This is a genomic window from Paenibacillus sp. 598K (assembly GCF_003851045.1).
Classification (GTDB): domain Bacteria; phylum Bacillota; class Bacilli; order Paenibacillales; family Paenibacillaceae; genus Paenibacillus_D.
This window is the reverse complement of sequence record NZ_BFBX01000115.1, coordinates 19,393-45,182: the sequence shown is the minus strand read 5'-3', so window position 1 is coordinate 45,182 and position 25,790 is coordinate 19,393. Positions and strand designations below refer to the sequence as shown.

Genomic DNA, 25,790 nt, shown 5'->3' with positions numbered 1-25,790 from the left:
AAATCGATCTCTTGAAGAAAAGAGTAGACAATTCAATTCACTTTTGTTACTATAAAAAAGTAATTAACAGATAAAAAGATTCGATTATCAGGAGGAGAAACCTTTACATGGCACAAGTTCTTTTCATTAAAGCAAACAACCGTCCGTCCGACCAATCGGTCACCGTTCAGCTGTACGAGCAATTCCTGAATACCTACAAAGCGAACCATCCCGACGATATCGTAACCGAGCTGAATCTGTTCGAAGCAGATCTGCCATACTATGATAATGATATGATGACCGGACTGTTCAAGCTGGGCAAAGGCATCGAGACAACGCCTGAGGAGCAAAAAGCTGCCGACCTGTCCAATACGTATCTCGATCAATTCCTGGGCGCGGACAAGATCGTCCTGGCGTTCCCGCTGTGGAACTTCACGATTCCTGCGCAGCTGCTGACGTACCTGTTCTACCTGTGCCAAGCAGGCAAGACGTTCCAATATACGGCTGAAGGACCAGTCGGTCTGGTCAAGGACAAAAAAGTCGTCCTGCTGCAAGCGCGCGGCGGCGTCTACAGCGAGCAGCCGATGGCTTCGATGGAGATGTCCCTGAACTATGTGAAGACGATTCTCGCCTTCATCGGCATCAACGACCCAGAGGTGCTGGTCGTCGAAGGCCACAACCAACTGCAGGATCAGGCGCAAGCGATCGTTGGCGAAGGCTTGAACAAAGCACGCGAGCTGGCTGCAACGTTCTAAATCCCGATGGACACCGAAAAACCTTCAGCCCGGCATTTGATGCCGAGATGAAGGTTTTTTTAAAATTCGCAAGAAACTATAAGTTTCACACTATATCAGCTTAGAATTCTGCGACAAAGCTCTTTCCACGTCCCAGAAGGACGACGAAGTCTTTTTTGCTTGAACGATTCCCGTTATTCCGTTCACGGTCTTGACATAAGCTATGGGGAAAGACAATGTGAGCCGAAAAAAACCTGCGGGAGGGAATACTGTGTCAAGGAATGCAAGGACTCAAGGGAAACGGACCTTTTTCATTTCGGCGCTTGCGGTGCCGGGCCTGCTGCTGTTCAATTTGCACGCCTATGCGGTCACCAACCAGAATCTTTATGACGAGATGCACGAGCCTCACGAAAGCTACGCGCACGGACTGCCGCCCGAATGGGATTGGGCGCAGGGACCGACCTACAAGGATTTGGCGTTCCCCACCACGACCTATACGCCGATCAGCCCGAATCCGCACACCTGGGACGCCGTGGTCCCTTGGGGAGCCGTCTATGAAGCCGCCGAGGGCAGTTCTTCGGTCAACACCCGCGTCGCCGTCAAAGACTTGCAAAGCTACTATCTCAGCTACGACGATAACCAGTGGCATGAGTTGGTGTTTCAAACCGCTCCGGACGGCGCCTATTTCACGGAGACGCTGGACAGCACGACGCAAACGCCGGCGCCCCGCATCGAAGCCGACGGGAGCCTGTCCGTCGTTCCCGGGAACGGCAAGCTGTATCACTTCTGGCCCGACCTCCGCACGCAGGTAACCGACCCCGCCGACGTCAAGGCGATTTATACGAGCTACCAAGCGAAGCTGGTCAAAGACAATCCCGCCGGTGTGGACGACAGGGCGAGCGCCAATTTTCTCGCCCATGCCAGCACGGACATCTGGTACAGCACCTCCGCTCCGTACGACAATCTGCAGACGAACGGCGATCTGGGCATCGGCCGCTTTCGGTACGTCACGAACGATTACCAGTATTTCTCGGCGTACAGCGCCAGAAGCGGCGTCAATATCTTGACCGTTCCGGCCCCGCCGACCGGCGACCCGACGCCGACGCCAGGCTACACGGAGGATTTCAACGACGATCTGGCGCAAAATTGGACGCTGCCTGCGGGCATTTCGGTCAGCGGCGGGCATCTGCATACCGACAGCTGGTCGATTCATCCGTTCTCGACCTACGACGGGGCGACGTTCAGCGGCACCTACACGTACGAGATCGACGTGAAGACGATCGCCGGCTCCGACGGCAACCGTACGAAAATCCTCTTCAATGCCGCGGACAGCGCCAACTATTACGCGCTCGATCTGGGCGGCGGTTCGTCGCCGAATATTTATCTGAAGAAGGTGATCGGCGGCACGGAAAGCACGATTGCGACCTCTTCGGCCCATACGAGCATTATGGACACCGGCGCTTACACGACGATCGCCATCGCTTATGCGAGCGGCGGCAACATTTCGGTCACGGCCGCCAAAGGCGGGACGACAACGACCTTGTTCAGCAACGTGAACGATACGTCCAGAACGTCGGGCAAAATCGGCGTCACCGTGGCCGCCTCCGTCACGCAATTCGATAACGTGACCGTTACACTGCCCTGATCGCGCAGGCGTTGTACGCGCAGAACCCCTTGAAGGTCGATAGTTTAGGGTGTACAATAGGGCGGTCAGGCTACATATCGATGGAGGTATAACCGATGACGAGCAAGCGGCCCGAGAGTGGCCAAGCGATTAATGAACAGGAACTGCTGGACTATCTGGTCGAGCATACGGGCGAGAAGACGGAGGATATCCGGCTGGTCTTGCGGCATGAGCAGACTTATATCGAGCAGGCGGCGACCAAGTCGCGCGGCGATGTGGATATCGATATCGACGACCTGGTCGATTATATTGTGCAACAGCGCGACGTCAAGCTGAGCGAGCTGGCCGTGGATACGATCCTGGAGGCCGAGATGTCCTACCTGATGGACCGGGGCGTCGCAGGCTATCTCAACGACTGACGCAGCAGTCTACCTACGGAGGATGATACGAGTGAATCAGCCAGTAAGAGTAACGATCTGGAACGAATATCGGCATGAGCAGAGCAACCGGGCAGTACAGGAAGTCTATCCCGAGGGCATCCACAAGGTGATCGGAGCCGCCTTGCCGGCGCATCATACGGTCGCTTACGCGACGCTCGACGAAGAACAGCACGGACTGACCGAGGAGCGGCTGCGCGAGACCGACGTGCTGCTGTGGTGGGGACATATGGCGCACGGCGAGGTGCAGGACGAGATCGTCGAGCGCGTCTATGCGCGCGTACTGCAGGGCATGGGATTGATCGTACTGCACTCCGGGCATTTCTCCAAAATCTTCAAAAAGCTGATGGGCACGACATGCGACCTGAAGTGGCGCGATGTCGGCGAGAAGGAACGGCTGTGGGTCGTCAAGCCGGGCCATCCGATCGTCCAGGGCATCGGCGAGTATATCGAGCTGCCGCAGGAGGAGATGTACGGCGAGCACTTCGACATCCCGGCGCCGGACGAGCTGATCTTCACGAGCTGGTTCCAGGGCGGTGAGGTATTCCGCAGCGGCTGCTGCTGGACGCGCGGCAAAGGCCGGATCTTCTACTTCCGCCCGGGTCATGAGACGTTCCCGACGTATCACCATGCGGATGTGCAGCGCGTCATCGCCAATGCGGTAGACTGGGCTGCGCCGCTCGAGACGGCCACGCCGGTGTACGGCAACGCCAAGCCGCTGGAAACGCTCTAATGACAATGAGTCTTCGCAAACTGTCGGTGCCGCAGCTGATGCTGCAGTCGCTGAACGGAACGCTATTGCTCATCTGGCTCATCGTGAGCCTTTCCTCCTTCAGGGACTATGAACTCTCGTTGTGGCTGTTGCTGTGGCTGCCGATGCCGGCCTTGACGATCGCCTCGCTCATGCGGGCGGTGGCTGGCCCGGCGGCGACGATCTTCGGTCGTCTCATCCATATCGGCCCGGTGCTTTGGGTGCTGCTCAGTGCGCTGTTGCTGCTCTCGACAGGGGAGCCTCATTACGAATAATGCCAAAATAAACGAAGCCCGTTCCCTTGCTTAGGGGACGGGCTTTTTGACGCTTAGCGCGAGCTAAGGTTGCTGCCAGGGGAGGCCTTCCTTCTATGCCTTCTACAGTTTATAAGTCTGACTCCCGTCTTCTTTCCATCGCTTCCTTCAAATAATCTCTGGACGGAAATTTGCTGTTGATATGGAGCAGCAATACGATGATGACGAGCAGCAGGAATACAATAAGAACGTTCACAACATCACCTCCAGACGAATTGCATTGTTTATCACAATGGACCGATAATCTCCAGCTATCACAGAGCGTAGCAAAAAACAGCCACTCATGCAAAATAAGCCCTGTCTGCCGAACGGCGCTTGTCCGCGAAACCCGCGAACAGGCGCCGTTCGGGCGTTCAGCAGCCGTGCAAAAAAGTCCCATTGAACGCCCGGTGCGGCTAAGGCGAGAATAGAGACAGCAAGAATGGAGAAAGGAATCGGTGCTTAGCTATAATGAGAGAGTGTATAAGGAGGGAACTCCTGGAAAGGGGCGTTACGTCAATGTTTAAGCGCTTACAAAAACAGGTCGAGCGATTCGCCGGCTGGCGGCATGCCAAGCGAGGCGCATTCTACCGCAAAAGCTTGATCCTGATCCTGCTCACCGCGAGCATCCCGGGGTTCGTGACCGGGGCCTTCATCTATTGGTTCTCGGTGGCGGGCATCGAACGGGATCTGAATGCGATGCATCAGCGGCAGATCGACGAGCGGGTGGACAATATCGACGATCAGCTCGGCTATCTGGAGATGGATCTGTCGCACTGGGCGTTCAGCCCTCGCTTCGGCTATCCGCTGCAGGAGCTCGACTTCGTCTATCACTTCCAGGAGACCTGGGATATCAGCAAGTCGCTGGTCATCCTGCAAGGCTCGCACCCGCTCATCCAGGATGTCGAGCTGTATATCCGGCCGCTCCAGGAGGGCGACGCGCCGGTGCTGTTTAATACGGGCTTCCATATGCTGCGGAGCGAGGCGCAAGCTCGCCCCTATGAGGAGCAGTTGGCAGACTCGCGCAAGATGTACTGGAGCAAGAGCGGACAGCAGCGGACTGCCGACGGACTGGATCGCCGCGAGCCGATCCGGCTCGTCCATCACATCCCCGGCGAGAGCACGCGCCCTTTTGGCGTCCTGACGATCACGGTCAATCAGGAGAAGATGGTCAATCTGCTGAAGACGATGACCCCCTACAATGAAGGCGCGACATTCCTCATGGAGGGGACGGACCATGTCATCGTCTCGGACAACCGCGCCTCCTCGCAGGCGCTCTACAGCGAGCTGCGCGAGGAGGTGACGCGTCGGGTCGAGACGGCAGGCAAGGACACGTTCCTGTGGGAGCGGGAGGGCAAGACGTACTCGGTCTCCTACGGCAGCTTCCTGCGGGTGGACAAGGGCTGGACCTATGTGTCCGCCGCGCCGGTGACAGCGATTACCGGGCCAGTCGTCATGCTGTCCAACACGATCCTCATCGTCAGCAGCGCCGGACTGATCGTCGCGCTCTTGCTCTCGTGGCTGGCTTCGCTGCGGATGTACTCGCCGATCGCCCGCCTCATGCGGCGGCTCGGCGGGGCCGAAGCTCCGCTGCGCGAGGTCGACGAGTTCCAGTATATCGAGGGACGCTGGCAGAGCGCCGAGCATCGCAGCCTGCACCTGCAGGAGAAGCTCGACGACCAGCTGCCGCATCTGCGCTCGGGCTTCCTGCAGCAGCTGCTGCAGGGTCATCTGTACGCCTACAGCGAGCAGGATCTGCGCACGCGGCTGCAGCGCTACGGCTGGGAGACGGAGGGGCATCAGTTCCAGCTGCTGCATGTCCGCCTGACGGGCTACAGCCGGATGACCGAGCGCTTCCCGCGCGGCGACGAGAGCCTCGTCACCTTCGCGGCGGCCAACATCGTCGAGGAGCTGACCGAGGCGGCGTTCGCGCGCTGCGACGTGATGAACTTCCACGATCTGTCGCTATGCGTCATGATCGTCAGCGAGCGCGGCAGCCAGACGAGCGAAGCGCTCGAGGCGCTGGGCAGCCGGGTGACCGAGACGATCAACCGGATCCTGCAGCTGCAGGTGACGCTGACGATCAGCCGCCCGATCGAGCAGCTGCGCCTGATCTCCGCGACGTTTATGGAGGTCGAGCGGGCGTCGGGCTCGCGGCCGTTCGTCAATCAGAACCAGACGATCCGGCTCGGCGACCTCGACGAGTCGACCGAGGCGCAGGCTGCCCGCTACCCGTTTGCGTTGGAGCTCGAGCTCGTCCAGACGATGCGCAGCGGTCAGGGCAGCGCGGTGCGGGCGCTGGTGGATCGCTTCTATGAAGAGCTGGTAGCGTACCGGATGTCGGAGGTGCAGATCCAGCAAAGCCTGCTGCAGCTGCTCGGCTCGCTCCAGCACATGATGCTGCAGGCGGGGATCGTGCCGTATCAGCTGTTCGCCGGGGCCAATCTGTTCGAGGAGCTATCGCAGATGCGCGATCCCGAGAAGATGGTCGACTGGCTCAAGGAACGGGTCGCCCTGCCGTTCATCGCCGAGCGCGAGGCGCGGGCGAGCCGTCAGCTGCGCGAGGTGGTCGAGCAGACCGTGGCGCATCTGCAGGAGCACTACATGACGCCGGTGTCGCTAGAGTCGTGCGCCGACCGCGTCGGCGTCAATTCCTACACGCTCAGCAAGCTGTTCAAGTCCGTGACCGGCGTCAACTTCATCGACTATCTCACCGAGCTGCGTATCGCCAAGGCCAAGGAGCTGCTGCGCGAGTCGGAGATGCAGATCAATCTTGTGGCCGAGGCGGTCGGCTATCAGCAGCGCTACTTTAACCGCATCTTCAAAAAACACGCCGGCGTCACGCCAAGCGAATATCGCGGTCAGGCGACGGGCTCGTGATTCGAGCGGATAAACGACCAGGGCACCCTTTTTGCACGTGCGCGTCAGCGATCAAAAAAGTACCATCGCGCTCGCCATCCCAGGCCTGGCGCGGGGTACAGCCATTACGCAAAAGCAGCAAAAAAGTGGAATTGAAGGCGCTCCCAAAGTTCTGCAATACTCGGAGGCAGGAAGCCAAATCCCGAATCTCGACAGAAAGGAAGAGCCGATGGAGACGACCGCGCAAGCAAGCAACAACCGCAAGGCGCAGCAGCCGCTGCCCGAACGGCAGAAGCGTTCATGGACCGCCCGGATCAAGAAGGACCGCTGGCTCTACGTACTGCTTCTTCCGGGACTACTGTATTTTCTCGTATTCAAGTATTTGCCCATGTGGGGCGTGCTGATCGCCTTTCAGAACTTTCAGCCGTTCCTCGGATTTTGGGAGAGCTCGTGGGTTGGGCTGGACCACTTTCGCAATTTTTTCGGCAATCCGGACTTCGCCCGGCTGCTGCGCAACACCTTTATCCTGGCCGTCTACGATCTCGTCTTTTTCTTCCCGGCGCCGATCATCGTCGCGCTGCTGCTCAACGAGATCCGCGTCGGCATCTTCAAGCGCTTCGTCCAGACGATGGTCTATGTGCCGCACTTCATCTCGATGGTCATCGTCGCCAGCATGACCTATGTGTTCCTGACGACGCAGGGCGGCGTGCTGCACGCGCTCATCCAGCAGCTGACCGGTCGCAGCTTCAACTTCCTGGCCGATCCCGACTGGTTCCGCCCGCTCATCATCCTGCAGATCATGTGGAAGGAGACGGGCTGGGGCACGATCATCTTCCTGGCAGCGCTCGCCTCGGTCGATGTCGAGCAGTACGAGGCGGCCGTCGTCGACGGGGCCAGCCGCTTCCAGCGGCTCTGGCACATCACGCTGCCGGCGATCAGCGGCGTCATCTCGATCCTGCTCATCCTGCGTCTGGGCAACTTCCTCGACAACGGCTTCGAGCAGATCTTCCTGATGACCAACTCGCTTAACCGCAGCGTCGCCGACGTGTTCGACACGTACGTCTACTTTGTCGGCATCACGCAGGGGGCATTCAGCTACAGTACCGCGATCGGCCTGTTCAAGTCGCTCGTCGGCATCGTGCTCATCTTCGGCAGCAACTGGCTGGCCAAGCGGATGGGCAAGGAGGGGCTGTACTAGGGCATGTCTGCATGCGGACACACCCTAGACGCTGCCCGGTGACAGCTCTCAGCTATGAAAGGAGGAATCCCTTGTGCATTCGCGTCACGATACGCTCGGTGAGCGGTTGTTCGATGTCGCCAATTATTTATTCCTGACGATCTTCGCCTGCGTCACCGTCCTGCCCTTCGTCTACATCATCGCCGGCTCGTTCACGACGGAGGCGGAGCTGGCCGCGCGGGACTTCTTCATCATCCCCCGCGACTATTCGCTGGCGGCGTACCAGTATATTTTCTCGTCGAATACGATCTTCCGCAGCATCGGCGTCTCGATCTTCATCACCGTGACGGGGACGATCACCAATCTGATGTTTACGCTGACGATGGCCTATGCGCTCTCGCGCAAGGATCTGATGGGGCGCAATACGATCATGAACCTGGTCATCTTCTCGATGCTGTTCAGCGGCGGCATGATCCCGTCGTATCTGGTGGTCAAGGAGCTTGGCCTGATCGACAGCTACGCCGCCGTCATCCTGCCGGGCGCGATCAGCGCCTTCAACCTGATCGTCATCAAAAACTTCTTCCAGCAGCTGCCCCCGGGTCTCGAGGAATCGGCGCGCATCGACGGCTGCACGGAGATCGGCGTCCTCTGGCGGATCGTGCTGCCGCTGTCCAAGCCGGTCATCGCGACCTTCGGGCTGTTCTACGCGGTCGGCCATTGGAACAACTTCTTCTCGGCGCTGCTCTATCTGAACGATCATACGAAGTGGCCGCTGCAGGTCGTGCTGCGCGAGATGGTCATGCTCTCGCAGCTGGCGGTCGGCGATCTGAGCAACATGGACCCTAACTTCGTGCGGCCGCCGGATCAGGCGGTCAAGATGGCGGTCATCGTCGTCGGCACGCTGCCGATCCTGCTGCTCTATCCATTCCTGCAAAAGCACTTCGCCAAAGGCGTGCTGCTCGGCTCGATCAAAGGGTAGCGTCGCTGCCCGCACGACAGATCGGCATGCCGGGAGGGGACGTGCGTCGCTAGCCGCACGACAGATATACAATGAATGCTGGCAGACCGGCAGCGTGGGCCGTCCCGGAAGGGAGGGCCGAGCCGCCGGCTTCCATAGAGCGACCGTAGTCTGGGCCTGGCGGACCACTCGCCGTCCGCTGAACGCAGATGGCAGCGACCACAGCGACCTAGCCAAGCCCGGCTGCGCGGCGCATCAGGCTGTACTTGAGCTGTACATTATACGAGGGAGGTTAACAGATGAACAGACACTCAGGGTGGAAACGCAAGACGATGGGGCTGCTGAGCGCGGCGCTCGTCCTCGGCTTGCTGTCGGCGTGCTCCGGCGGCAACGGCGGCACGAATGCAGGCGCCGGAGCCGGCGGCGAGAAGCCGGCCACAGGAGGGACGAACGGGCAGGAGACTAACGGCGGCGCGCAGGAGCAGCCGCTCAAGCTGAGCTTTATGATCCCGGCCTTCGAGACCGATCTGCCAGGCAAGGACTCGCCGGTGCTGAAGGCGCTGGAGGAGGCGACGAACACCGACATTACGATTCAGTTCGTGCCGAACAGCTCCTATCCTGACAAGATGAACATTACGCTTGCCTCCGGGCAGCTGCCGACGCTCATGGTCGTCGACCGCAACTCGGCGAGCTTTATCAACGCGGCGCGCTCCGGCGCATTTTGGGAGGTGGGTCCGTACCTGCAGGATTATCCGAATCTGAGTCAGGCCAACCCGATTATCCTCAATAACTCCTCCATCGATGGCAAGACGTACGGCATCTACCGCGGCCGTGTGCTCGGACGGATGGGCGTGACGATCAACCGCGACTGGATGGAGAACCTCGGGCTGCCTGCGCCGAAGACGATCGACGAGTTTTACGCGCTGCTCAAGGCGTTCAAGGAGGACGACCCGGATCAGAACGGCAAGGACGATACGTATGGCATCGTCATTACGAAGTACGCCGGTCCGTGGGACATTATGCAGACCTGGTTCGGCGCGCCGAACAAGTGGGGCGAGGCGGCGGACGGCTCGCTCGTGCCGGCGCATACGACACCGGAATATTTGGAGGCGCTGAAGTTTTTCCGCCAGCTGTATGAAGAGGAGCTCGTCAATGCCGACTTCCCGGTGATGGACCCGGCGGTATGGAACGACTCGATCATCAACGGCGAGGCGGGTGTGCTCGTCGACGTCGCCGACGCGGCTCGCCGCATCAACGACAAGATGCAGGACAAGGAGCAGCGGGATAAGCCGTACGTCGATGTGTTCCAGGCGCCGGTCGGGCCGAAGGGACATCGCGACATGCCGACCTCCGGCTACGCCAACGTTATCGCCATCTCCAAGTCGCAGGTGAAGACGGAGGAGGAGCTGCGCCGCGTGCTGGAGTTCCTGGATCGGCTCAACGACGAGGAGATGCAGATGCTGCTCGGCTACGGTATCGAGGGACGGCACTACGAGATGGTGGACGGCTACATCCATCCGCTGATCACAGCGGACGACGTGGCGCTCTCGACCGAGCTGCGCTCGATGAATCAGATGCTCATGTTCATCGGACCGGAGACGCCGACGCTGGAGTCGACCGAGATTAACGACAAGGTCAACGAGGTGCAGAAGGCCAACGAGGAGATCGTCGTCGCCAACCCGGCGGAGCCGCTCATCTCCGATGTGTACGCCCAGAAGGGGCAGCAGCTCGACAATATCGTCAACGACGCCCGCATCAAGTACATCGTCGGCCAGATCGACGAGGCGGGCCTGGAGGAAGCGTTCCAGTTGTGGCGCACAAGCGGCGGCGACGACTACATCGCCGAGATCAACAAGCTGTACCAGGAGGCGCAGGCTGCCGGATAAAGGTAATGGCTGCTGGATAAAGGCGGCGAAGTGGGAAAAAGCAATGATGTGGGATAAGGACCGCGACGCTGGATAAATGCAAATCGAAGGGGCGCGGCGCAGGCTGCGCCCCTCTGGCGGCTAGAGGAGGACGATAATATGAGTGAAACCGGAAATGCGCAAGTCCCGGCGCGTCTGGGCACGATCGATATCACAGGAGTGGGCGCGCGCTGCAAGATGCTGCTGGGAGATATCGACGGCGACGGCCGGATGGAGGTTGTCATGATCCAGGCCGATGGCGGCATCGATGACCGATATGTGCCGCATCAGGTGCAGTGCGCCACCGCCTATAGCCTCGACGGCGAGCTGCTATGGCAGGTGGGCGCGCCGGATCCCGAGGCTGGCGGACCGGGCTCGGACTATCCGGCGCAGTTGTACGACATCGACGGCGACGGCTGCTGCGAGCTGCTGTGTGTGATGGACCGGCAGTTCCGCATCATCGACGGCAGGACCGGTGTCGTGCGCGAGTCGCGGGAGCTGCCGGACGAGCTGGCACATGACTGCATCATCGTCGCCAATCTGAGCGGGGGCGAGCGCGCCAGCGACATCATCCTGAAGGATCGGTACCGACGGCTATGGGCGATGGACGCCGACTGGCGTCTGCTGTGGACGCATGAAGGCAACCCGGGCCACTATCCATGGGTGCACGATATCGACGGCGACGGGCGCGACGAGGTGATGGCGGGGTATACGATGCTGGATCATGACGGGACGCCGCTCTGGTCGTGCCGGGATCTCGACGACCATGCCGACTGTCTCTGGATTGGCGATGTGCTCGGCGACGGCACCCGGCAGCTGGTCGTCGGCGGCAGCGTCACCGTGATGTACGACTTTGGCGGACGCGAGCTATGGCGTTATGACGGCTCCATCGAATCCCAGCATGTGGCGCTCGGGCGATATCGCAGCGACGAGCCCGGGCTGCAGGTAGCCGGACTGGATCGGATCGTACGCGGAGATCAGGGGGCGGCGAGTGGCCGCGACGGCATCTTCCTGCTCGACCGTCATGGTCGGGAGTTATGGAAGGAGGACCGGCAGACGAAGGGCTGGCTGACGATCATCGAGACGCTGCGCGGCTGGGATGGCGGGGCGCTCGACTACATCCTCGCCTACCGACGGGGCGGCGGCGTCCTGCCCGCGCTGCTGGACGGTCACGGGCGCACCGCCTGGGCCTTCCCGGTCGACGGGTATGTCCAGTACGGCGACCTGACCGGGGCCGGGCGGACGCATGTGCTCATATATGATGACCAACAGGCGTCGATCTGGGCGGCCGAGCCGGGCACGCTGGCAGCAGCGCGCCCCGGACAGCCGCTGCGACAGCCCAAGCGGCTCCATCATGCGACGCTTTATCCCGGCGGAGAGTACGGGGTGTCTTGCTGATCGCGAAGCTTTCGCCTTTGTCCCTGGATATCAGTGTTCGCCGGGTATGTAAGCTGCCTGATCGACCACTTTGAAGTCGCCAAAAATAAAATGAACCGCAGATGGATTGATGTCATCAAGGATATCATTTTTGTTTTTCTTGTAATTTTCCTCTGAGATATAGATATCAACCTTGTTGGCATCAACCTTTATAGCAGTAAGTGTCACTCCGAGATGCTCCTTATCTCTTAACTTCTCTTGGATTTCCTTAAGTTCAGGCTCACTGAAGCTATTTAGGTTCCGCTGCTCATTCTGAGCTTTCTGTTCGTTATCGATCGAAGCTGGCGCGGCCGCAACGACATCTTCTACATCGACTGGAATCACAAGATGTTTCGTTCCATCGTGATCTTGTAAATCTTCCTCCTTGATGGCAGAATTCAAGCCAATGATAACAGTGATGGAAAGTACAGCAGCAGCCAAAACGATCACAAATTTCCTTTTCAACATTCCGGTAACTCTCCTTAGCTAGAATGAATTACATCTACTATGACACATAAAAGGTTGATTTTGTTGCATTTATTGTAAAAAATAGAGAGCGAATCAATTAAAGTGGTTATGAAAGGGGCGTAGCGGTCGAGTGCCTCCCTGACTATGCAACACCCTCTCCTCTTCCTGCGTATAACAGGTAAGGGAATACGAGGAAGGAGGCATGGCTCGATGGCGCGTTATGTGTTCGTCATGGTCGTCTCTGGCATGGTTGTGCTTTTCACTCCGCTCATGATCTGGTACAGGATATGGGATAACAATCGTCCCAAGGTCGGACCGGTCGGGAACGGCCCAGTGGAGCTGACGTGGCTCGACTTCTTGCCGTGGATTATTGCATTCGTCTGTCATCTGGGGATTCTGATATTGGTCAGCATCAAATTTCGCCAAGCAAGGTGGGAGGGGGACTGGTCCCCGGATAAGTAATAGAGAACCGAAAGCATGAATAAGCGGCAAGAAGAAGCAGTCCATGACGTGACGTCATGGGCTTTTGCTGATTGCTTAGGAATTGTGCGTAAGCAGGCGATGAGAACGAGGCTAAGAAACTTAGAGGTTTAACCACAAACTAGCGTTAATCTGTTCGTTCGCTCCACCAAGGTACTAATTTGGCGGAGGATCGCGCGAAGAGATAGTCTAGGGTGGAGCTCGGTGTAAACGTCGTCTTACCTGGCCCACGGGAGCGCGCATCGTAGGGTGCGACCGACTCTAAGTCTCGCCCTGGCACTTATTTGTCGTTTTTTGCGTGTGCGGAAAACGTAACGCTCGCCCTGGCGCTTATTTGCGAAAAAATGCCTGTTTTAGCGCTGTTTTACCAAAATAAGCTCCGTGGCAAGCGTTAGCCTGTGAGCCCCTGCATTTTCGACTAAATAAGGCCGAGGGCGAGCGTTACAATCGAACATGGGCTAACGGCCATCACCAGAATCCGAAATGACCTGAAGGGATGACAGTGTCGTTGCGAACACACATTAGGGGGCCGCCAACACGTACCAGGGGACGTCGCGATGAGCATCAGAGGAGCGCACGCGTTAGGGGACGTCGAGCAAACGCAATCAGGGAACGTCACGAACACGAAGGTTACCCACTACAACATGGTAAAAAACGGGTAACGAAGCAAACAATTGCAGCTTGTCCCGATCACGCCTGATCCTGATAATTAGAGATGCGTCAGGATAATGTGCCGAAAGGGGGGCATGTCTCGATAGCAATAATGTAAGCGATTACTAAACGATGCCAGTCAAAAGGAGAAGCGTAAGTGATGACTATGCAAGACCAACTACCGGAGCGTCTGCAACGCCAACTATCGGGCGAGCGGCTGCTGTTCAGCTACCAGACCGATCGGGTCGCCGACGGGAGCTTTGGCGTCCACTGGATCGCTGTCACCGAGCAGGGCGTCTCGGTCTGGAAGGAGGAGGGAACGCCGGTCTGTCGGCTGACCCTCCAGGAGATCAAAGACGCCCGCGCTGTCGGCGCGATCGGCGGGGGCGCGCTGATCGCTGATACATACGAAGGGCCGGCGACGCTGGTCCGATACACGGCGGCGCTGACGCCGGTGTTCAACTATGCGGCCAAGCTGATCGGCGCGCTCGCCAAGGGCGAGGAGCCGCCGGCGATGTCGGAGCAGGATCGTCTGCGCCACTGTCCGAGCTGTGGCGCGCCGCTCCCCGAGTCGACGGCGATCTGCCAGCTCTGCGCCAACAACGGCAAGCTTGCGGTCCGGATGCTCCGGTATGCCAAGCCGTATCGTCTGCGGATGGCGATCGCCGCCGTCCTGCTCATCCTGACGACGGCGCTGGAGCTGATCCCGCCCTATCTGACCAAGGTGATGATCGACGATGTGCTCCAGCCCACGGGCAGCGCCGATCTGTTGCTGCCGCTGATTGTCGGGCTGGGCGCGACGATGCTCATGATGGCGCTGATGCAGGCGGTGCGCGGCTACATCGGCGCGTGGGTCGGCTCCAAGCTGATGGGCGACATCCGGCGCGACATCTATGACGCGCTGATGAAGCTGTCGCTCGCTTTTTTCGATCGGCGGCAGACGTCGCAGTTTATTAGCCGGGTCAACAGCGATGCGGAGTCGATGCGGCAGTTTATGACCGAGGGCGTCATGTATGTGTGCGGCGAGACGCTGCGGATCGTGGCGATCTTCGCCATCCTGCTGTCGATGGACTGGCAGCTGGCACTGCTCGCGCTACTGCCGATGCCGATTATGTTGCTCACCTCGATGAAGCTGTGGCCGCGGATCGGCCGCCTGCTGTATCAGCAGTGGCGCTCGATCTTCCGGCTCAACACGCTGGTCGGCGATTCGCTGCAGGGCATCCGGGTGATCAAGGCGTTCGGGCGCGAGCGCGAGGAGACGAGCCGCTACGGGATGGCCAATGGCGAGGTGATCCGCAACAACGTTCGGACCGAGGGGATGTGGCAGTTTATCTTCCCGGCCTTCGGCTTCATCGCCGGACTGAGCACGCTGCTGATCTGGTACTCGGGCGGCGGCAAGGTGCTGGGGGCCGATCTACAGCTCGGTGTGCTGATCGCGATGATCGCTTACCTGGGGATGCTGTTCGGACCGCTGCAGTGGTTCAGCCAGATGATCAGCTGGGCGGGCAATGCGATGGCGGCGGCGCATCGGGTATTCGAGATCATGGATACGCAGCCGGACGTGATGGATGTCTCGTCGCCCCGCTCGCCGGGGATGATCCAGGGGGAGGTGCGATTCGAAGGCGTAACGTACGGCTATGAGAAGCATCACCCGGTACTCCGGGACGTCGAGCTGCATGTCCAGCCTGGCGAGATGATCGGACTGGTCGGCCACTCCGGCGCCGGCAAGTCGACGCTCATCAACCTGCTATGCCGGTTTTACGACACGGATGAAGGCGTGATCCGCATCGACGGCATCCCGATCCGCGAGATCGCCCAGTCGGAGCTGCGCCGGCAGATCGGCGTCGTCCTCCAGGAGACGTTCCTGTTCGATGGCTCGATCGCCGACAATATCGCCTACTCCAAGCCGGATGCGACGCCGGAGGAGATCATGCAGGCGGCCAAGGTGGCCAACGCGCATGACTTCATCGTACGGATGCCGGACGGCTACGACACGCGAGTCGGCGAGCGGGGGCACAAGCTCTCGGGAGGGGAGAAGCAGCGCGTCGCGATCGCCAGAGCGATCATCCACGACCCGCGCGTCCTCATCCTCGACGAGGCGACCGCCTCCGTCGACACCGAGACGGAGCGGCAGATCCAGGAGGCGATCGCCCGGCTGATCCGGGGGCGGACGACCTTCGCGATCGCCCATCGGCTATCGACGCTGCGAGGCGCAGACCGGTTGGTCGTGCTCGACAAGGGCAAGGTCGTCGAGGTGGGCACGCATGAGGAGCTGCTCGCCATGCCGGATGGCGTCTACCGCAAGCTGGTGGACGCCCAGCAGCAGCTATCGCAGATCAGAGGGGTGGGGAGCTGATGGAGCATCATCGAGATCGTACGGGCTTGCTGCAGCCGACCGCAGTGTCCCTGAGCCGGAGCAAGGGCGGCGTCCTGTGCGGCGTCATCGACGGCAAGCCCTATGCCGAGCTGACCGTCTACCGGGCCTTCCCGTTCAGCTATCCGGACCGCTACATCTCGATCCGGACGGCGGAGGGGGAAGAACTCGGCATGGTCGGCTCGATCGCCGAGCTTGACGCGGAGAGCGCCGAGGAGCTGGTCCGGGAGCTGGAGCTCCGCTATTTCCTGCCGCGCGTGGAGCGGATCGAGCGGGTCGACTTCCGCTCCGATCTGTGGCTATGGGACTTGCATACCCATCTGGGACCGACCCGGCTGGTCATGCGCAATCTGCACGAGCATCTGCATTACGCCGGCGACGGCCGGATTATCCTGAGCGACCAGAGCGGCAAGCGATGCGAGATCGCCGATTGGCGCCGCCTCGATGCGCATAGCCGCAAGCTGCTGTCAGAGCTTTTGTAAGGATCGAATACAACGATACCAAGGAGATGATACCTTTGCCAAGATGGACGAACATGCTCAAAGTATGGCTGGTCTGTACGCTGCTGCTGCCTTTTATCGCGATCGATAATCAGGTGGCCGAGGCCTGGACAGGCACGGGGGTACCCAAGCTGCATGTCAGCGGCAAGCATCTGGTCACCAGCAGCGGCGAGCAAGTGCTGCTGAGCGGCTGGCACCAGCCGACCGGCGCCTACTGGACCTATCAGGACAGCCAGTACTATCTGAGCCGCCACGGCAACAATCGACACGCAGCGACGCTGGCCTATCTGAAGGACATCACCGACACCTTCACCGATACCTCGCCCAAATACGGCAACGACCATGGCTGGTACATGAATCAGGTCCGTCTCTTCATCGACCGGCAGGATATGGGCGACGTCGCGGCCGGGACGTATAATTTCGCTGGATTGCAAGCGGTTACGCAAAACGTCATCATCCCGTACATCGCCTATGCCAAGACGAAGGGACTGTATGTGACGCTGGGCCTCGACTTCACGCTGCTCAACGACGAGGCGACGACCCAGGGCAACCTCGACAAGTTCAATCAGATCTGGGGCTACCTGGCCTCCCGGCCGGAGATCAAAAGCGCCGACAACGTCATGTTCGAGATCGTCAACGAGCCGGTCAAGTCGTATGCCAACGGCCGCTGGGGCGGACATCCGTCGGACCCTGACTTCGTCGCCTTCTGGAACTCGCTGCGCACCTTCCAGAACTCGATCATCTCGACGATCCGCAATCAAGGCGCGGACAATGTTATCTGGGCGGCCGGCCTCGGGTGGGATCAATACTACCAGCTCTGCGCCTCGCATCCGCTGACCGACCCGCTCAACAATCTGGGCTACGCCGTTCACTGGTATCCGGGCTACGGAGCCAACGACAACCTTTCGATCCTGCAGCAGCAATGGAACACCAACATCCAGCCTTGCGCCCAGAACTTCCCGATCAATATTACGGAGACGACGTGGTATAAATGGCTGCCCGGCGATTCGCAGTATTGGACGCTCTTCGATGGCACCAACGCCGGCTTCGGCAAAAACACCAAGTCGATCTTCACCTCCTCGGGCAATGTGAGCATCGCCATTCATATGAACGGCTTCCTGCTGGAGCCGGGACCGCGCAGCTCGTTTGCCGATCCGACGGCAGGCCTGAAGTATGACGGCAATGCCGCGAGGGACGGGATGGCCCGCTTTATCTTCGAATGGTATTACGAACGCGCCCAGACCGTACCGTGGAACGGCGTCTGGAACCGCATCACCTCAGGCGGCACCTACAAGCTGATCAATCGCGCCTCCGGCAAGGCGATCGACGTCCCGGGCGGCCAGAACACGAACCAGCTGCAGCTGCAGCAATGGCCGGACAACAATGCGACGGCGCAGCAATGGGTAGCCACCGACATGGGCACCTCGACGAACATCTACCGGCTGCGCAGCGTCAGCTCGAGCGACGGCAAGGTGATGGACGTCCGCAACGGCACGAGCAACAACAACGAAGTGATCCAGCTCATGCAGGACCTGACCAACAACGCCCAGCGCTTCCGGCTGATCCGGCTGAGCAACGGCTATTACAGCATCCTCAACGTCAACAGCAACAAAGCGGTCGAGGTGGCGGGAGCCTCGGGCGCGGACGGAGCGAAGCTCCAGCAAAATCCGTATCGCGGCGACAATCATCAGCAGTGGCAGTTGGTCAGAATCGACGCTTAGATAAGGAGGGGGAGCCTGCCCGAGGAAATGCAGGCTCCTCTTTTTCCCCGTTTTTCGCCGCATCCGGTTCAAGTTATAATAAAGCATGCGCGCAAGGCGCAACAGAGTAAAAGGAGGGTAATGATACAAAGAAATGCGGGTTGTCAGCGGCGGAATCGTTTCTGATAATTAGAGGTACGGACAGAGTTGACTTAGTTCTACTAAAGATGGAGTGATGCTGGCGCATGACATCTACACAGGTCATCAAGCTTGGACTCGCAGTGCTGATGCTGCTGCCGGTGCTGGTCACCTGCGCGGACAACAGTCCAAAGCAGCCGGAGACGGGAGCGATCAGTTCGCCCCCTCCGGATACGGACGGCAACCCGGCCTTCGCGCCCTATGAGCCTGCGATCGAGATCGGCATGGTCCGCGAGACGACCGATTCGCTGGAGGATATGATCGCCGGTCTGCCGGGAGAGTCGCTGCTGGATAATCGCTGGACAAGGCTGTACGAGGAGGAGCTGGGCATCCGGATTCGTTACGATTGGGTGGATAAGGGCGTGCTCTTTCATCAGAAGATGGGCGTGTCGCTCGCCTCTGGCGCGATCCCCGATGTTGTCCGAGTTAACGCGCAGCAGCTTAGACGACTGAGCAACGCCAATCAATTGCAGGATCTTACCTATGTGTACGAAGCCTATGCGTCGCCCTTGACGCGCGAGATTCTGAACGAGGAAGGGCCGGGCCCGCTCGATATGGGGACGATCGACGGCCGGCTGATGGGCATACCGGAGACGAGCGGGTCTGTGGAGCAAGCGATGTTTATCTGGCTGCGCACCGACTGGCTGGAAGCGCTTGATTTGCAGCCGCCGACGACGATGCAGGAGCTTTTGGCGATTTCGGAAGCGTTTACAGATCGAGATCCCGACGGCTCGGGCGCGAGCGACACGTATGGACTGGGGATTGCCAGTCATATCTGGGACCCGGTCGCCGGTCTGGTCGGCTTCATGGCGGGCTATGGCGCGTACCCGAACATCTGGATCGATGACGGCGACGGCAGGCTCGTCTACGGCGGCATCCAGCCGGAGGTCAAGGAGGCGCTGGCTGTGCTGCGTCAGATGTATCTGGACGGTCAGATCGACAGCGAGTTCGGGCTCAAAAGCGGCCTGAAGGTGCAGCGCGACATCGCCGAGGGCCGCATCGGTCTCGTCTATGGCGAGCAGTGGAGCTCCTTTTTCGTGCAGCCGAGCCGCGCCGGCGAGTCCGACGCGCAGTGGCAGGCGTTCCCGATCGTATCGGCTACGGACGCCTTGCCTCGGGTGCCGCTCAAGGTGAGCCCGAGCCAGTTTTTTGCGGTGCGCAAGGGCTACGAGCATCCCGAGGCGTTGCTGAAGCTGTTTAATCTCCACCTGGAGAAAAACTGGGGCGAGACGGCCGATTACGAGAAATATTACAGCACGCCTCAGCCGGTATGGCAGCTCTCGCCGGTGACGCCATATCCGGGACGCAAAAATCTCGACGCCTATCGCCAGCTCGAGGAGGCGAGGCGAACCGGCGACTATACCCGTCTGCAGGCGGAAGCTCGCGCCATCCACAAAAACATCTCGATCTACCAGGCCGGGGGTGAGGATCGCGATACCGGATGGGGATGGGAGCGGACGTATGGCCCGGAGGGGGCGTTCAGCATTGTCGAGCAATACGAGCAGAAAGGCCAGTTTTTGATGGACGGATTTGCGGGCGCGCCGACGGAGGCGATGATCGACCGGCAGTTTATCCTCTCCAATCTGCAGCACGAGACGTATATCAACATCATCATGGGACGCCCGTTGTCGGACTTCGACGCATTCGTCGAGGACTGGCACGCGCTGGGCGGCGAGGCGATCACGGCCGAGGTCAACCGTTGGCAGAGAGAGCGCAACCGGTCTTAGGCGGCGCTCGTCTGCAGAAGCGCCGTCTGATCGCGGCGAGATCGTCTGACCTCGGCAACGCCCAGACAGCAGGCATCTGGCAATCCATTGGAGGCGGAATCTTGTTCAAATTCCCTGCGATCCGTTATCGCAAATCAATCTTCATGCGGCTGGTCGTCACCTATGTGCTGGTGATCATGCCGATCATCATGCTTGGCTTCTATCTCTATCAGTGGAATTACAAGAGCGCTACCGAGGACATCTCCCGGGCGACCAATATGCAGCTGGAGCGATATCTCGATGAGCTGCAACGCGAGGTCGAATGGATGGGACTGCAGCAGTTCGATATCCTCGAGGATGACAGCCTCAACAAGCTGGCGGTCATGTGGTCGAATATGGACGCGGCGGAGCAGCGGGAGCGGCTCAACTACGTTGCGAACCGTCTCACCTCCTTTAAAAACAGCAGCGCCTTCATCAGAGATATCTACGTGCATATCCGCACTATGGGCAAGACGGTGTCTGCTTCCAACGCAATCAACGACTTCGATGCCGAACGCTTCACGCGGTTCGACGTCGCCTCGATCCGACGCGAGAACCGTCTCATCCGCTGGGGCGATACGCTCCATATGAGCGCGGCCAAATTCAGCGGCCGCCGGGCCGAGCCGCCGCTCTTCATCGTCCAGATCGAGCTGGACGCCGAGGGGCTGCGGGAATCGCTGCAGCAGGTACATCTGTATCCAGAGAGCGGAGCATTCCTGCTCTCCGAGCGCTCGGGCTTTGCGCTGACGAGCGATCCCGACTCGGCGGCGATCGTCGAGAGCTACCTGGCTGTGCGCCAGTCGCCCCAAGCGAGTAGCGCGCTGCTCGAGCTGGAGGGCGTGCTGTATCGGGTCGACCAAGCCTATTCGGACTCGCTCGGGCTGACGATAGCGACGTATCTGCCCGAAGAGACAGTCCGGCGACCGTTGGCCAAGTTCTATAATTGGGCCTGGGTTTTCGCTATCGCTTCCCTCATGGCTATCGTCCTGATCTCATACTCGACGTACAGGCTCATCCACAGGCCGCTGCTGCTGCTTGTCCAGAGCTTCAAACGAATGGAGGGAGGCGCATTGAACATTCGGATCAAGCATGAGCCACAGGACGAATTCGGATATTTGTACCATCGCTTTAACCATATGCTCAAAAAGCTGCAAAGCCTGATCGACCAGGACTTCAAGCAGAAGATGATGATGCAGCGGGCCGAGCTGAAGCAGCTCCAGTCCCAGATCAACCCGCATTTCCTGTACAATAGCTTCTTCATCCTGAACTCGCTGGCCAAGACCGGGGATGTCGAGCGGATCGAGCAGTTCACCGACATGCTCGGCGAGTACTTCCGGTTCATCACCCGCAACGGCGAGGACCATGTCCCCCTCTCCGAGGAGGTGCGGCACTCTCGCATGTACACCGAGATCCAGAAGCTGCGTTTCTCGCGGCGCATCCAGGTACGCTTCGACGAGCTGCCGGAGGCGATGGCGAGCATCCGCGTGCCGCGGCTGATCATCCAGCCGATCATCGAAAATGCGTATGAGCACAGTCTGGAAAAGGTACTCGACGAGGGGCTGCTGCGCGTCACCTTCGAGGAAGAGGCGGGCAGCATCGGCATCTGCATCGAAAATAACGGCGAGGCGGTCGACGAGGACACGCTCGCCACGCTCCGGCACAAGCTGGCGCATCCGACCGAATCGTATGAGATGACCGGGATTATGAATATCCACCGGCGACTGTTGCTGACCTTCGGCGAAGGCAGCGGGCTGCAGCTCTCGCGAAGCGAGCTGGGCGGTCTCAAGGTCGTCATCCGCATCAGACTGGAGGAGGGGATATAGATGTATCGGCTATTGATCGTAGATGACGAGGAGATTATTACGGATGGGCTGTATGAGGTGTTCCACCGGCTCATGCCGGAGAAGCTCGATATCTGCCGGGCGTACTCCGGCAGGGAGGCGCTGCAATGGATGGAGCGGACGCGGATCGATATCGTGCTGACGGATATCCGGATGCCGGGGATGTCGGGGTTGGAGCTGTCTCAGCAGATCCTCACCTACTGGCCTCGCTGCCGGATCGTCTTCCTGACCGGGTACAGCGAGTTCGACTATGCGTATCAAGCGTTCCAGATGCCGCAGGTGCGCTATCTGCTCAAGACCGAGGGCTACTCCAAGGTGACGGAGACGATCGCCGAGGTCATCGAGGAGATCGACCATAGCAGCCGGATGAGCGAGCTGGTGAGGCAGTCGCGCGAGCAGACCGATGCGCTCGCGTATCTGGCGCAGAGCGACTATCTGCGCCATCTGCTGCATGAGAGCTCGAGTCTGGCCGAATGCCCCGAGAGCATGGAGCGGGACTTCGGCCGCTGTCAGCTGACGCTTGATCCGGGTACGCCGGTGCTGCTGGCGCTCGGGCATCTGTTCTTCCCGGAGGGCGCGTCCTATGCGGCCAAGCAGGAGATCATGGCGGCCGTGCAGGTCATCTGGCGGCAGTTCCTCGGCAGCCCGGCCCGCAGCGCCGGCACGACCGACAAGCATGGCGACATGGTATGGTTCATCCAGCCATCGATCTATGCCGAGGAAAAAGTGGTGCAGCATACAGTGCGGTATCTCGAGGGCACGCTGGAGCTCGTCCAGGAAGCCTGCATGGAGTCGCTGGGGCTGCCGGTCTCCTTTACGATCAGCGGCTCACCCTGCGAATGGCGCGACGTCAGAGAGCAGCATGAGCGGCTGCGCCAGCAGCAACAGATGCGGATCGGCGACGGCATCTCGATGATCTACACCGACCGCTCGGAGCGGCAGGAGGCGACTCCGGTACGCGAGAGCGGCAGAGTGAGCCAGAAGGTGGAGCAGATGACCGCTCATCTGGAGGCCGGGCGCGAGGAGTCGTTCGTCGAGCTGTTCGACGAGGTGACGGCGATCATGCAGCAGCCGGATACGCTCGCCCAGCGCAGTCAGGAGACCTACTATGCGCTGGCGCTCATGCTCCTCTCCTCGATCAACCGATGGGGGCTGCACAGTCATGTCGGCGATTATGGCCGGCTGATGCGGCTCGACGAGCATGCCTCGCTGCGCAAGGGAGTGGAGTATCTGCGCTTGATCGCCGAGCGGATCTTCGCCGTGCGGCGGATGGATGCCAAGGACCGGACGGCGCATGTGATCGAGCGGATCTGTCAGTACATCCAGGATCATCTGGGCGACGATCTGTCGCTCGTGCGGCTGGCTGAGATCCACTACTTCAACCCGTCTTATCTGTCCCGCCTGTTCAAGCAGGAGCAAGGCATCAACCTCTCCGAATACATCGATCAGTGCCGGGTCCGCAAGGCCAAAAAGCTGCTGGAGCTCGGCGATCTGAAGGTGCGCGACGTGGCGTCGGCGGTCGGCTACGAGGCAGCGCATTCCTTTACACGCTTCTTCAAAAAATCGCTGGGGATGACCCCGCAGGAGTACCGGGACACACTAAGCAGCGTAGGAGAGTGAGAGCAGACCGATGAGCACCTCCCGCAAGTGGCGATGGGCAGGGATTTTGACGATTGTTATCGCGTCAGTTATGATAATTCTAGCTATCTATGAAACGCCGTCCGATAATATCAAACAAAAAGGAGATTCTCCCATGACGAATGCAAACTCAAACCTCTCCGCAGAGGAAAAAGATCCGGTCCAGGATGCGGGAGCGGACACGAAGCCAGTCGAAGCGAAGCTGGCCGCTGCGCTCGGCAAGCAGCCGCCGCACGGCAACCCGCTGATGGGCCACAAGTTCGGCGCCGATCCGTATGCGCTCGTCTACGACGACCGCGTCTATCTGTATATGACCGGCGATGTGCTGGAGCATGACGGGGCGGGCGAGATCAAAGAGAACTCCTATAGCTCGATCAACAAGCTCCATCTGATCTCCTCGTCCGATCTGATGAACTGGACGGATCATGGCGCGATCGCCGTGGCCGGACCGCAGGGTGCAGCGACCTGGGCGACACAGTCGTGGGCGCCTGCCGCCGCGCACAAGGTGATCGACGGACAGGACCGCTTCTTCCTCTACTTCGCCAACAATGCGACCAGCATCGGCGTGCTGACGAGCGACAGCCCCGAGGGGCCGTGGGTCGATCCGATCGGCAAGCCGCTCATCACCCGCCAGACCCCCGGAGTCGAAGCGGTGACCTGGCTGTTCGACCCTGCCGTGCTGGTGGACGATGACGGCGAAGCGTATATCTACTTTGGCGGCGGCGTCCCCGAGGGACAGTTCGCCGAGCCGAATACGGCCCGCGTCATGCGTCTGGGCCCCGACATGACGAGCGTCGTCGGCACGGCGGAGGTGATCCCGGCGCCATACATGTTCGAGAACTCCGGCATCAACAAGGTGAACGGCCAGTACTATTACACCTACTGCTCCAACTTCTATGACGGCGTCCGCGAGGAGGGCAGCCCGCGGGCGGGCGAGATCATCTACATGACGAGCGACAATCCGATGGGGCCGTGGACGTATCAGGGCTCCATTCTGAAAAACCCGATGCACTTCTTCGGCGTCGGCGGTAATAACCACCATGCGATCTTTGAGTTCCGGGACAGCTGGTATATCGCCTATCATGCGCAGACGTTGTCCAAGGCGATGGGCGTCGCCAAGGGCTACCGCTCGACCCATCTCAATCCAGTCGAATTCGACGCGGCGTCCGGCTTGATCCAGGAGATCGCAGCCTCGTACGAGGGCGTGCCGCAGCTGCAGTCCTTCGATCCGTATGCGCCAACGCGCGGCGTGACGATGGCCTGGAATGCTGGCATTACGACGGAGGCGGCGGCAGAGCCTGCGCGCACGCAAGTAGCCGATATCCAGACCGGCGACTGGGTCGCGCAAGCGTCGGTCGACTTCGGCGAGGGGGCGAAGACGTTCCGCGCCTGGCTGGCCGGAGCGGGCGCAGGCGGCACGATCGAGCTGCGCCTCTCCAGCGCCGAGGGCGAGTCGATCGGCGCGCTGGAGGTGCCAGCGCTGGCGTCGGGCGAGACTGTCGAGCTGACGGCCGAGGTGTCGGGAGCGAGCGGCACGCACGACCTGTACCTGGTGTTCCAGGGCGCGCCGGAGGCCGAGCTGTTCCGTCTCGCCGCGTGGCAGTTCGAGCGGTAGGCGGGGGCGCGGAGCGGCTATTTCAAGACGCAGGCGTAGGGCGACACGGCAATATCAAGAGGCGCATGTCCGAGTGACGGGCATGCGCCTTTTTTTGCTTGGAGAGCCGCGATGGCTAGGGACAGGCGCCACGTCCGTCCCACCAGTCTCGACTTGTGCGAAAAATCGCCCAAGTATCGCCGCCTGCCGGTAAACGAGGGGGCTCGGGGGAGAACGCAGCGACCCGAAGCCGCTGGAGTCACAGCGAGCCCCTCCAACCCCACCGATCGCCACCGAGAGGGCCAATGCGACTCGAACATGCCTCTCCGCCTGAGAGAGCCGCAGCCATTCAAAGTGTCGCGCCGCTCCGTCCCCGAAAGGTCCGATAACACACGTGCCCGCTCCTCCCCGAAAGTACCGATGCGACTCAAAAGTGCCGCTCCGCCCTCGAGAGGGCCGAAGCAACTCA

General features: G+C 60.1%; 20 protein-coding genes. 18 read left to right on the top strand and 2 right to left on the bottom strand.

Going from position 1 to position 25,790, the window contains the following annotated elements; translation table 11 throughout:
- Positions 1-107 precede the first annotated feature (107 nt).
- The 5 genes from PA598K_RS27930 to PA598K_RS27910 all read left to right on the top strand — a co-directional run bounded on the left by PA598K_RS27930 (position 108) and on the right by PA598K_RS27910 (position 3,800).
- A complete protein-coding gene (locus PA598K_RS27930) occupies positions 108-734 on the top strand; it encodes an FMN-dependent NADH-azoreductase (protein WP_128660086.1) in 627 nt (208 codons plus the stop codon).
- A gap of 250 nt (positions 735-984) precedes the next feature.
- Positions 985-2,358 carry a hypothetical protein gene (locus PA598K_RS27925; protein ID WP_128660085.1) on the top strand — a complete coding sequence of 458 codons (1,374 nt, stop codon included), beginning with the start codon at positions 985-987 and terminating at the stop codon, positions 2,356-2,358.
- 95 nt (positions 2,359-2,453) lie between these two features.
- Positions 2,454-2,756 (top strand): hypothetical protein, encoded by a 303-nt coding sequence (locus PA598K_RS27920; RefSeq protein WP_128660084.1) that lies wholly within the window; start codon positions 2,454-2,456, stop codon positions 2,754-2,756.
- 22 nt (positions 2,757-2,778) lie between these two features.
- Positions 2,779-3,507: a ThuA domain-containing protein gene (locus PA598K_RS27915; protein WP_128660083.1), complete on the top strand. Its 729-nt coding sequence runs from the start codon at positions 2,779-2,781 to the stop codon at positions 3,505-3,507.
- Positions 3,508-3,512: 5 nt separating this feature from the next.
- A complete protein-coding gene (locus tag PA598K_RS27910; RefSeq protein WP_128660082.1) occupies positions 3,513-3,800 on the top strand; it encodes a hypothetical protein in 288 nt (95 codons plus the stop codon).
- Positions 3,801-3,909: 109 nt separating this feature from the next.
- Here PA598K_RS27910 and PA598K_RS38300 read toward each other — a convergent pair whose 3' ends face one another.
- On the bottom strand, positions 3,910-4,035 hold the full coding sequence (locus tag PA598K_RS38300; protein ID WP_260405650.1) for a hypothetical protein: 126 nt from the start codon (positions 4,033-4,035) through the stop codon (positions 3,910-3,912).
- 302 nt (positions 4,036-4,337) lie between these two features.
- On the opposite strand from PA598K_RS38300, the gene PA598K_RS27905 reads away from it, so the two are divergent.
- The 5 genes from PA598K_RS27905 to PA598K_RS27885 all read left to right on the top strand — a co-directional run bounded on the left by PA598K_RS27905 (position 4,338) and on the right by PA598K_RS27885 (position 12,114).
- Complete coding sequence (locus PA598K_RS27905) at positions 4,338-6,698, top strand: AraC family transcriptional regulator (RefSeq protein ID WP_185602269.1); 2,361 nt, start codon at positions 4,338-4,340, stop codon at positions 6,696-6,698.
- Positions 6,699-6,906: 208 nt separating this feature from the next.
- Positions 6,907-7,875: an ABC transporter permease gene (locus tag PA598K_RS27900; RefSeq protein ID WP_128660080.1), complete on the top strand. Its 969-nt coding sequence runs from the start codon at positions 6,907-6,909 to the stop codon at positions 7,873-7,875.
- A gap of 73 nt (positions 7,876-7,948) precedes the next feature.
- Positions 7,949-8,833 carry a carbohydrate ABC transporter permease gene (locus PA598K_RS27895; RefSeq protein ID WP_128660079.1) on the top strand — a complete coding sequence of 295 codons (885 nt, stop codon included), beginning with the start codon at positions 7,949-7,951 and terminating at the stop codon, positions 8,831-8,833.
- A gap of 278 nt (positions 8,834-9,111) precedes the next feature.
- Positions 9,112-10,698 carry an extracellular solute-binding protein gene (locus tag PA598K_RS27890; RefSeq protein WP_128660078.1) on the top strand — a complete coding sequence of 529 codons (1,587 nt, stop codon included), beginning with the start codon at positions 9,112-9,114 and terminating at the stop codon, positions 10,696-10,698.
- A 138-nt stretch (positions 10,699-10,836) separates the two neighbouring features.
- Positions 10,837-12,114, top strand: a complete 1,278-nt coding sequence (locus tag PA598K_RS27885; RefSeq protein ID WP_128660077.1) for a rhamnogalacturonan lyase family protein — start codon at positions 10,837-10,839, stop codon at positions 12,112-12,114.
- Between the two features lie 30 nt (positions 12,115-12,144).
- Here the strand turns inward: PA598K_RS27885 and PA598K_RS27880 are convergent, their stop codons facing one another.
- Complete coding sequence (locus PA598K_RS27880; RefSeq protein WP_128660076.1) at positions 12,145-12,600, bottom strand: hypothetical protein; 456 nt, start codon at positions 12,598-12,600, stop codon at positions 12,145-12,147.
- Between the two features lie 210 nt (positions 12,601-12,810).
- Between PA598K_RS27880 and PA598K_RS27875 the strand changes: the two genes are divergently transcribed.
- The 8 genes from PA598K_RS27875 to PA598K_RS27840 all read left to right on the top strand — a co-directional run bounded on the left by PA598K_RS27875 (position 12,811) and on the right by PA598K_RS27840 (position 25,342).
- A complete protein-coding gene (locus PA598K_RS27875; protein WP_128660075.1) occupies positions 12,811-13,062 on the top strand; it encodes a hypothetical protein in 252 nt (83 codons plus the stop codon).
- 829 nt (positions 13,063-13,891) lie between these two features.
- Positions 13,892-16,087 carry an ABC transporter ATP-binding protein gene (locus tag PA598K_RS27870; protein ID WP_128660096.1) on the top strand — a complete coding sequence of 732 codons (2,196 nt, stop codon included), beginning with the start codon at positions 13,892-13,894 and terminating at the stop codon, positions 16,085-16,087.
- A complete protein-coding gene (locus PA598K_RS27865) occupies positions 16,087-16,587 on the top strand; it encodes a DUF1854 domain-containing protein (RefSeq protein WP_128660074.1) in 501 nt (166 codons plus the stop codon). The genes PA598K_RS27870 and PA598K_RS27865 overlap by 1 nt, the downstream gene beginning before the upstream one ends.
- A 35-nt stretch (positions 16,588-16,622) precedes the next feature.
- On the top strand, positions 16,623-18,326 hold the full coding sequence (locus PA598K_RS27860) for an RICIN domain-containing protein (RefSeq protein WP_260405649.1): 1,704 nt from the start codon (positions 16,623-16,625) through the stop codon (positions 18,324-18,326).
- Between the two features lie 224 nt (positions 18,327-18,550).
- Positions 18,551-20,230, top strand: coding sequence for an extracellular solute-binding protein (locus PA598K_RS27855; protein ID WP_128660073.1), 1,680 nt, complete (start codon positions 18,551-18,553; stop codon positions 20,228-20,230).
- A 101-nt stretch (positions 20,231-20,331) separates the two neighbouring features.
- The gene (locus PA598K_RS27850; RefSeq protein WP_307719899.1) at positions 20,332-22,071 is read left to right on the top strand and encodes a sensor histidine kinase; all 1,740 of its coding nucleotides are present in this window, start codon (positions 20,332-20,334) and stop codon (positions 22,069-22,071) included.
- A complete protein-coding gene (locus PA598K_RS27845; RefSeq protein WP_128660072.1) occupies positions 22,072-23,709 on the top strand; it encodes a response regulator transcription factor in 1,638 nt (545 codons plus the stop codon).
- Between the two features lie 133 nt (positions 23,710-23,842).
- The gene (locus tag PA598K_RS27840) at positions 23,843-25,342 is read left to right on the top strand and encodes a glycoside hydrolase family 43 protein (protein ID WP_260405648.1); all 1,500 of its coding nucleotides are present in this window, start codon (positions 23,843-23,845) and stop codon (positions 25,340-25,342) included.
- The last annotated feature ends 448 nt before the right edge of the window (positions 25,343-25,790 follow it).

Excerpts from the sequence above, each read along its gene's own strand:
- PA598K_RS27930 (WP_128660086.1), top strand. The coding sequence starts at position 108 with ATGGCACAAGTTCTTTTCATTAAAGCAAACAACCGTCCGTCCGACCAA.
- PA598K_RS27920 (WP_128660084.1), top strand. The coding sequence starts at position 2,454 with ATGACGAGCAAGCGGCCCGAGAGTGGCCAAGCGATTAATGAACAGGAA.
- PA598K_RS27915 (WP_128660083.1), top strand. The coding sequence starts at position 2,779 with ATGATACGAGTGAATCAGCCAGTAAGAGTAACGATCTGGAACGAATAT.
- PA598K_RS27910 (WP_128660082.1), top strand. The coding sequence starts at position 3,513 with ATGAGTCTTCGCAAACTGTCGGTGCCGCAGCTGATGCTGCAGTCGCTG.
- PA598K_RS27905 (WP_185602269.1), top strand. The coding sequence starts at position 4,338 with ATGTTTAAGCGCTTACAAAAACAGGTCGAGCGATTCGCCGGCTGGCGG.
- PA598K_RS27900 (WP_128660080.1), top strand. The coding sequence starts at position 6,907 with ATGGAGACGACCGCGCAAGCAAGCAACAACCGCAAGGCGCAGCAGCCG.
- PA598K_RS27890 (WP_128660078.1), top strand. The coding sequence starts at position 9,112 with ATGAACAGACACTCAGGGTGGAAACGCAAGACGATGGGGCTGCTGAGC.
- PA598K_RS27885 (WP_128660077.1), top strand. The coding sequence starts at position 10,837 with ATGAGTGAAACCGGAAATGCGCAAGTCCCGGCGCGTCTGGGCACGATC.
- PA598K_RS27880 (WP_128660076.1), bottom strand. The coding sequence starts at position 12,600 with ATGTTGAAAAGGAAATTTGTGATCGTTTTGGCTGCTGCTGTACTTTCC.
- PA598K_RS27875 (WP_128660075.1), top strand. The coding sequence starts at position 12,811 with ATGGCGCGTTATGTGTTCGTCATGGTCGTCTCTGGCATGGTTGTGCTT.
- PA598K_RS27870 (WP_128660096.1), top strand. The coding sequence starts at position 13,892 with ATGACTATGCAAGACCAACTACCGGAGCGTCTGCAACGCCAACTATCG.
- PA598K_RS27865 (WP_128660074.1), top strand. The coding sequence starts at position 16,087 with ATGGAGCATCATCGAGATCGTACGGGCTTGCTGCAGCCGACCGCAGTG.
- PA598K_RS27855 (WP_128660073.1), top strand. The coding sequence starts at position 18,551 with ATGACATCTACACAGGTCATCAAGCTTGGACTCGCAGTGCTGATGCTG.
- PA598K_RS27845 (WP_128660072.1), top strand. The coding sequence starts at position 22,072 with ATGTATCGGCTATTGATCGTAGATGACGAGGAGATTATTACGGATGGG.
- PA598K_RS27840 (WP_260405648.1), top strand. The coding sequence starts at position 23,843 with ATGACGAATGCAAACTCAAACCTCTCCGCAGAGGAAAAAGATCCGGTC.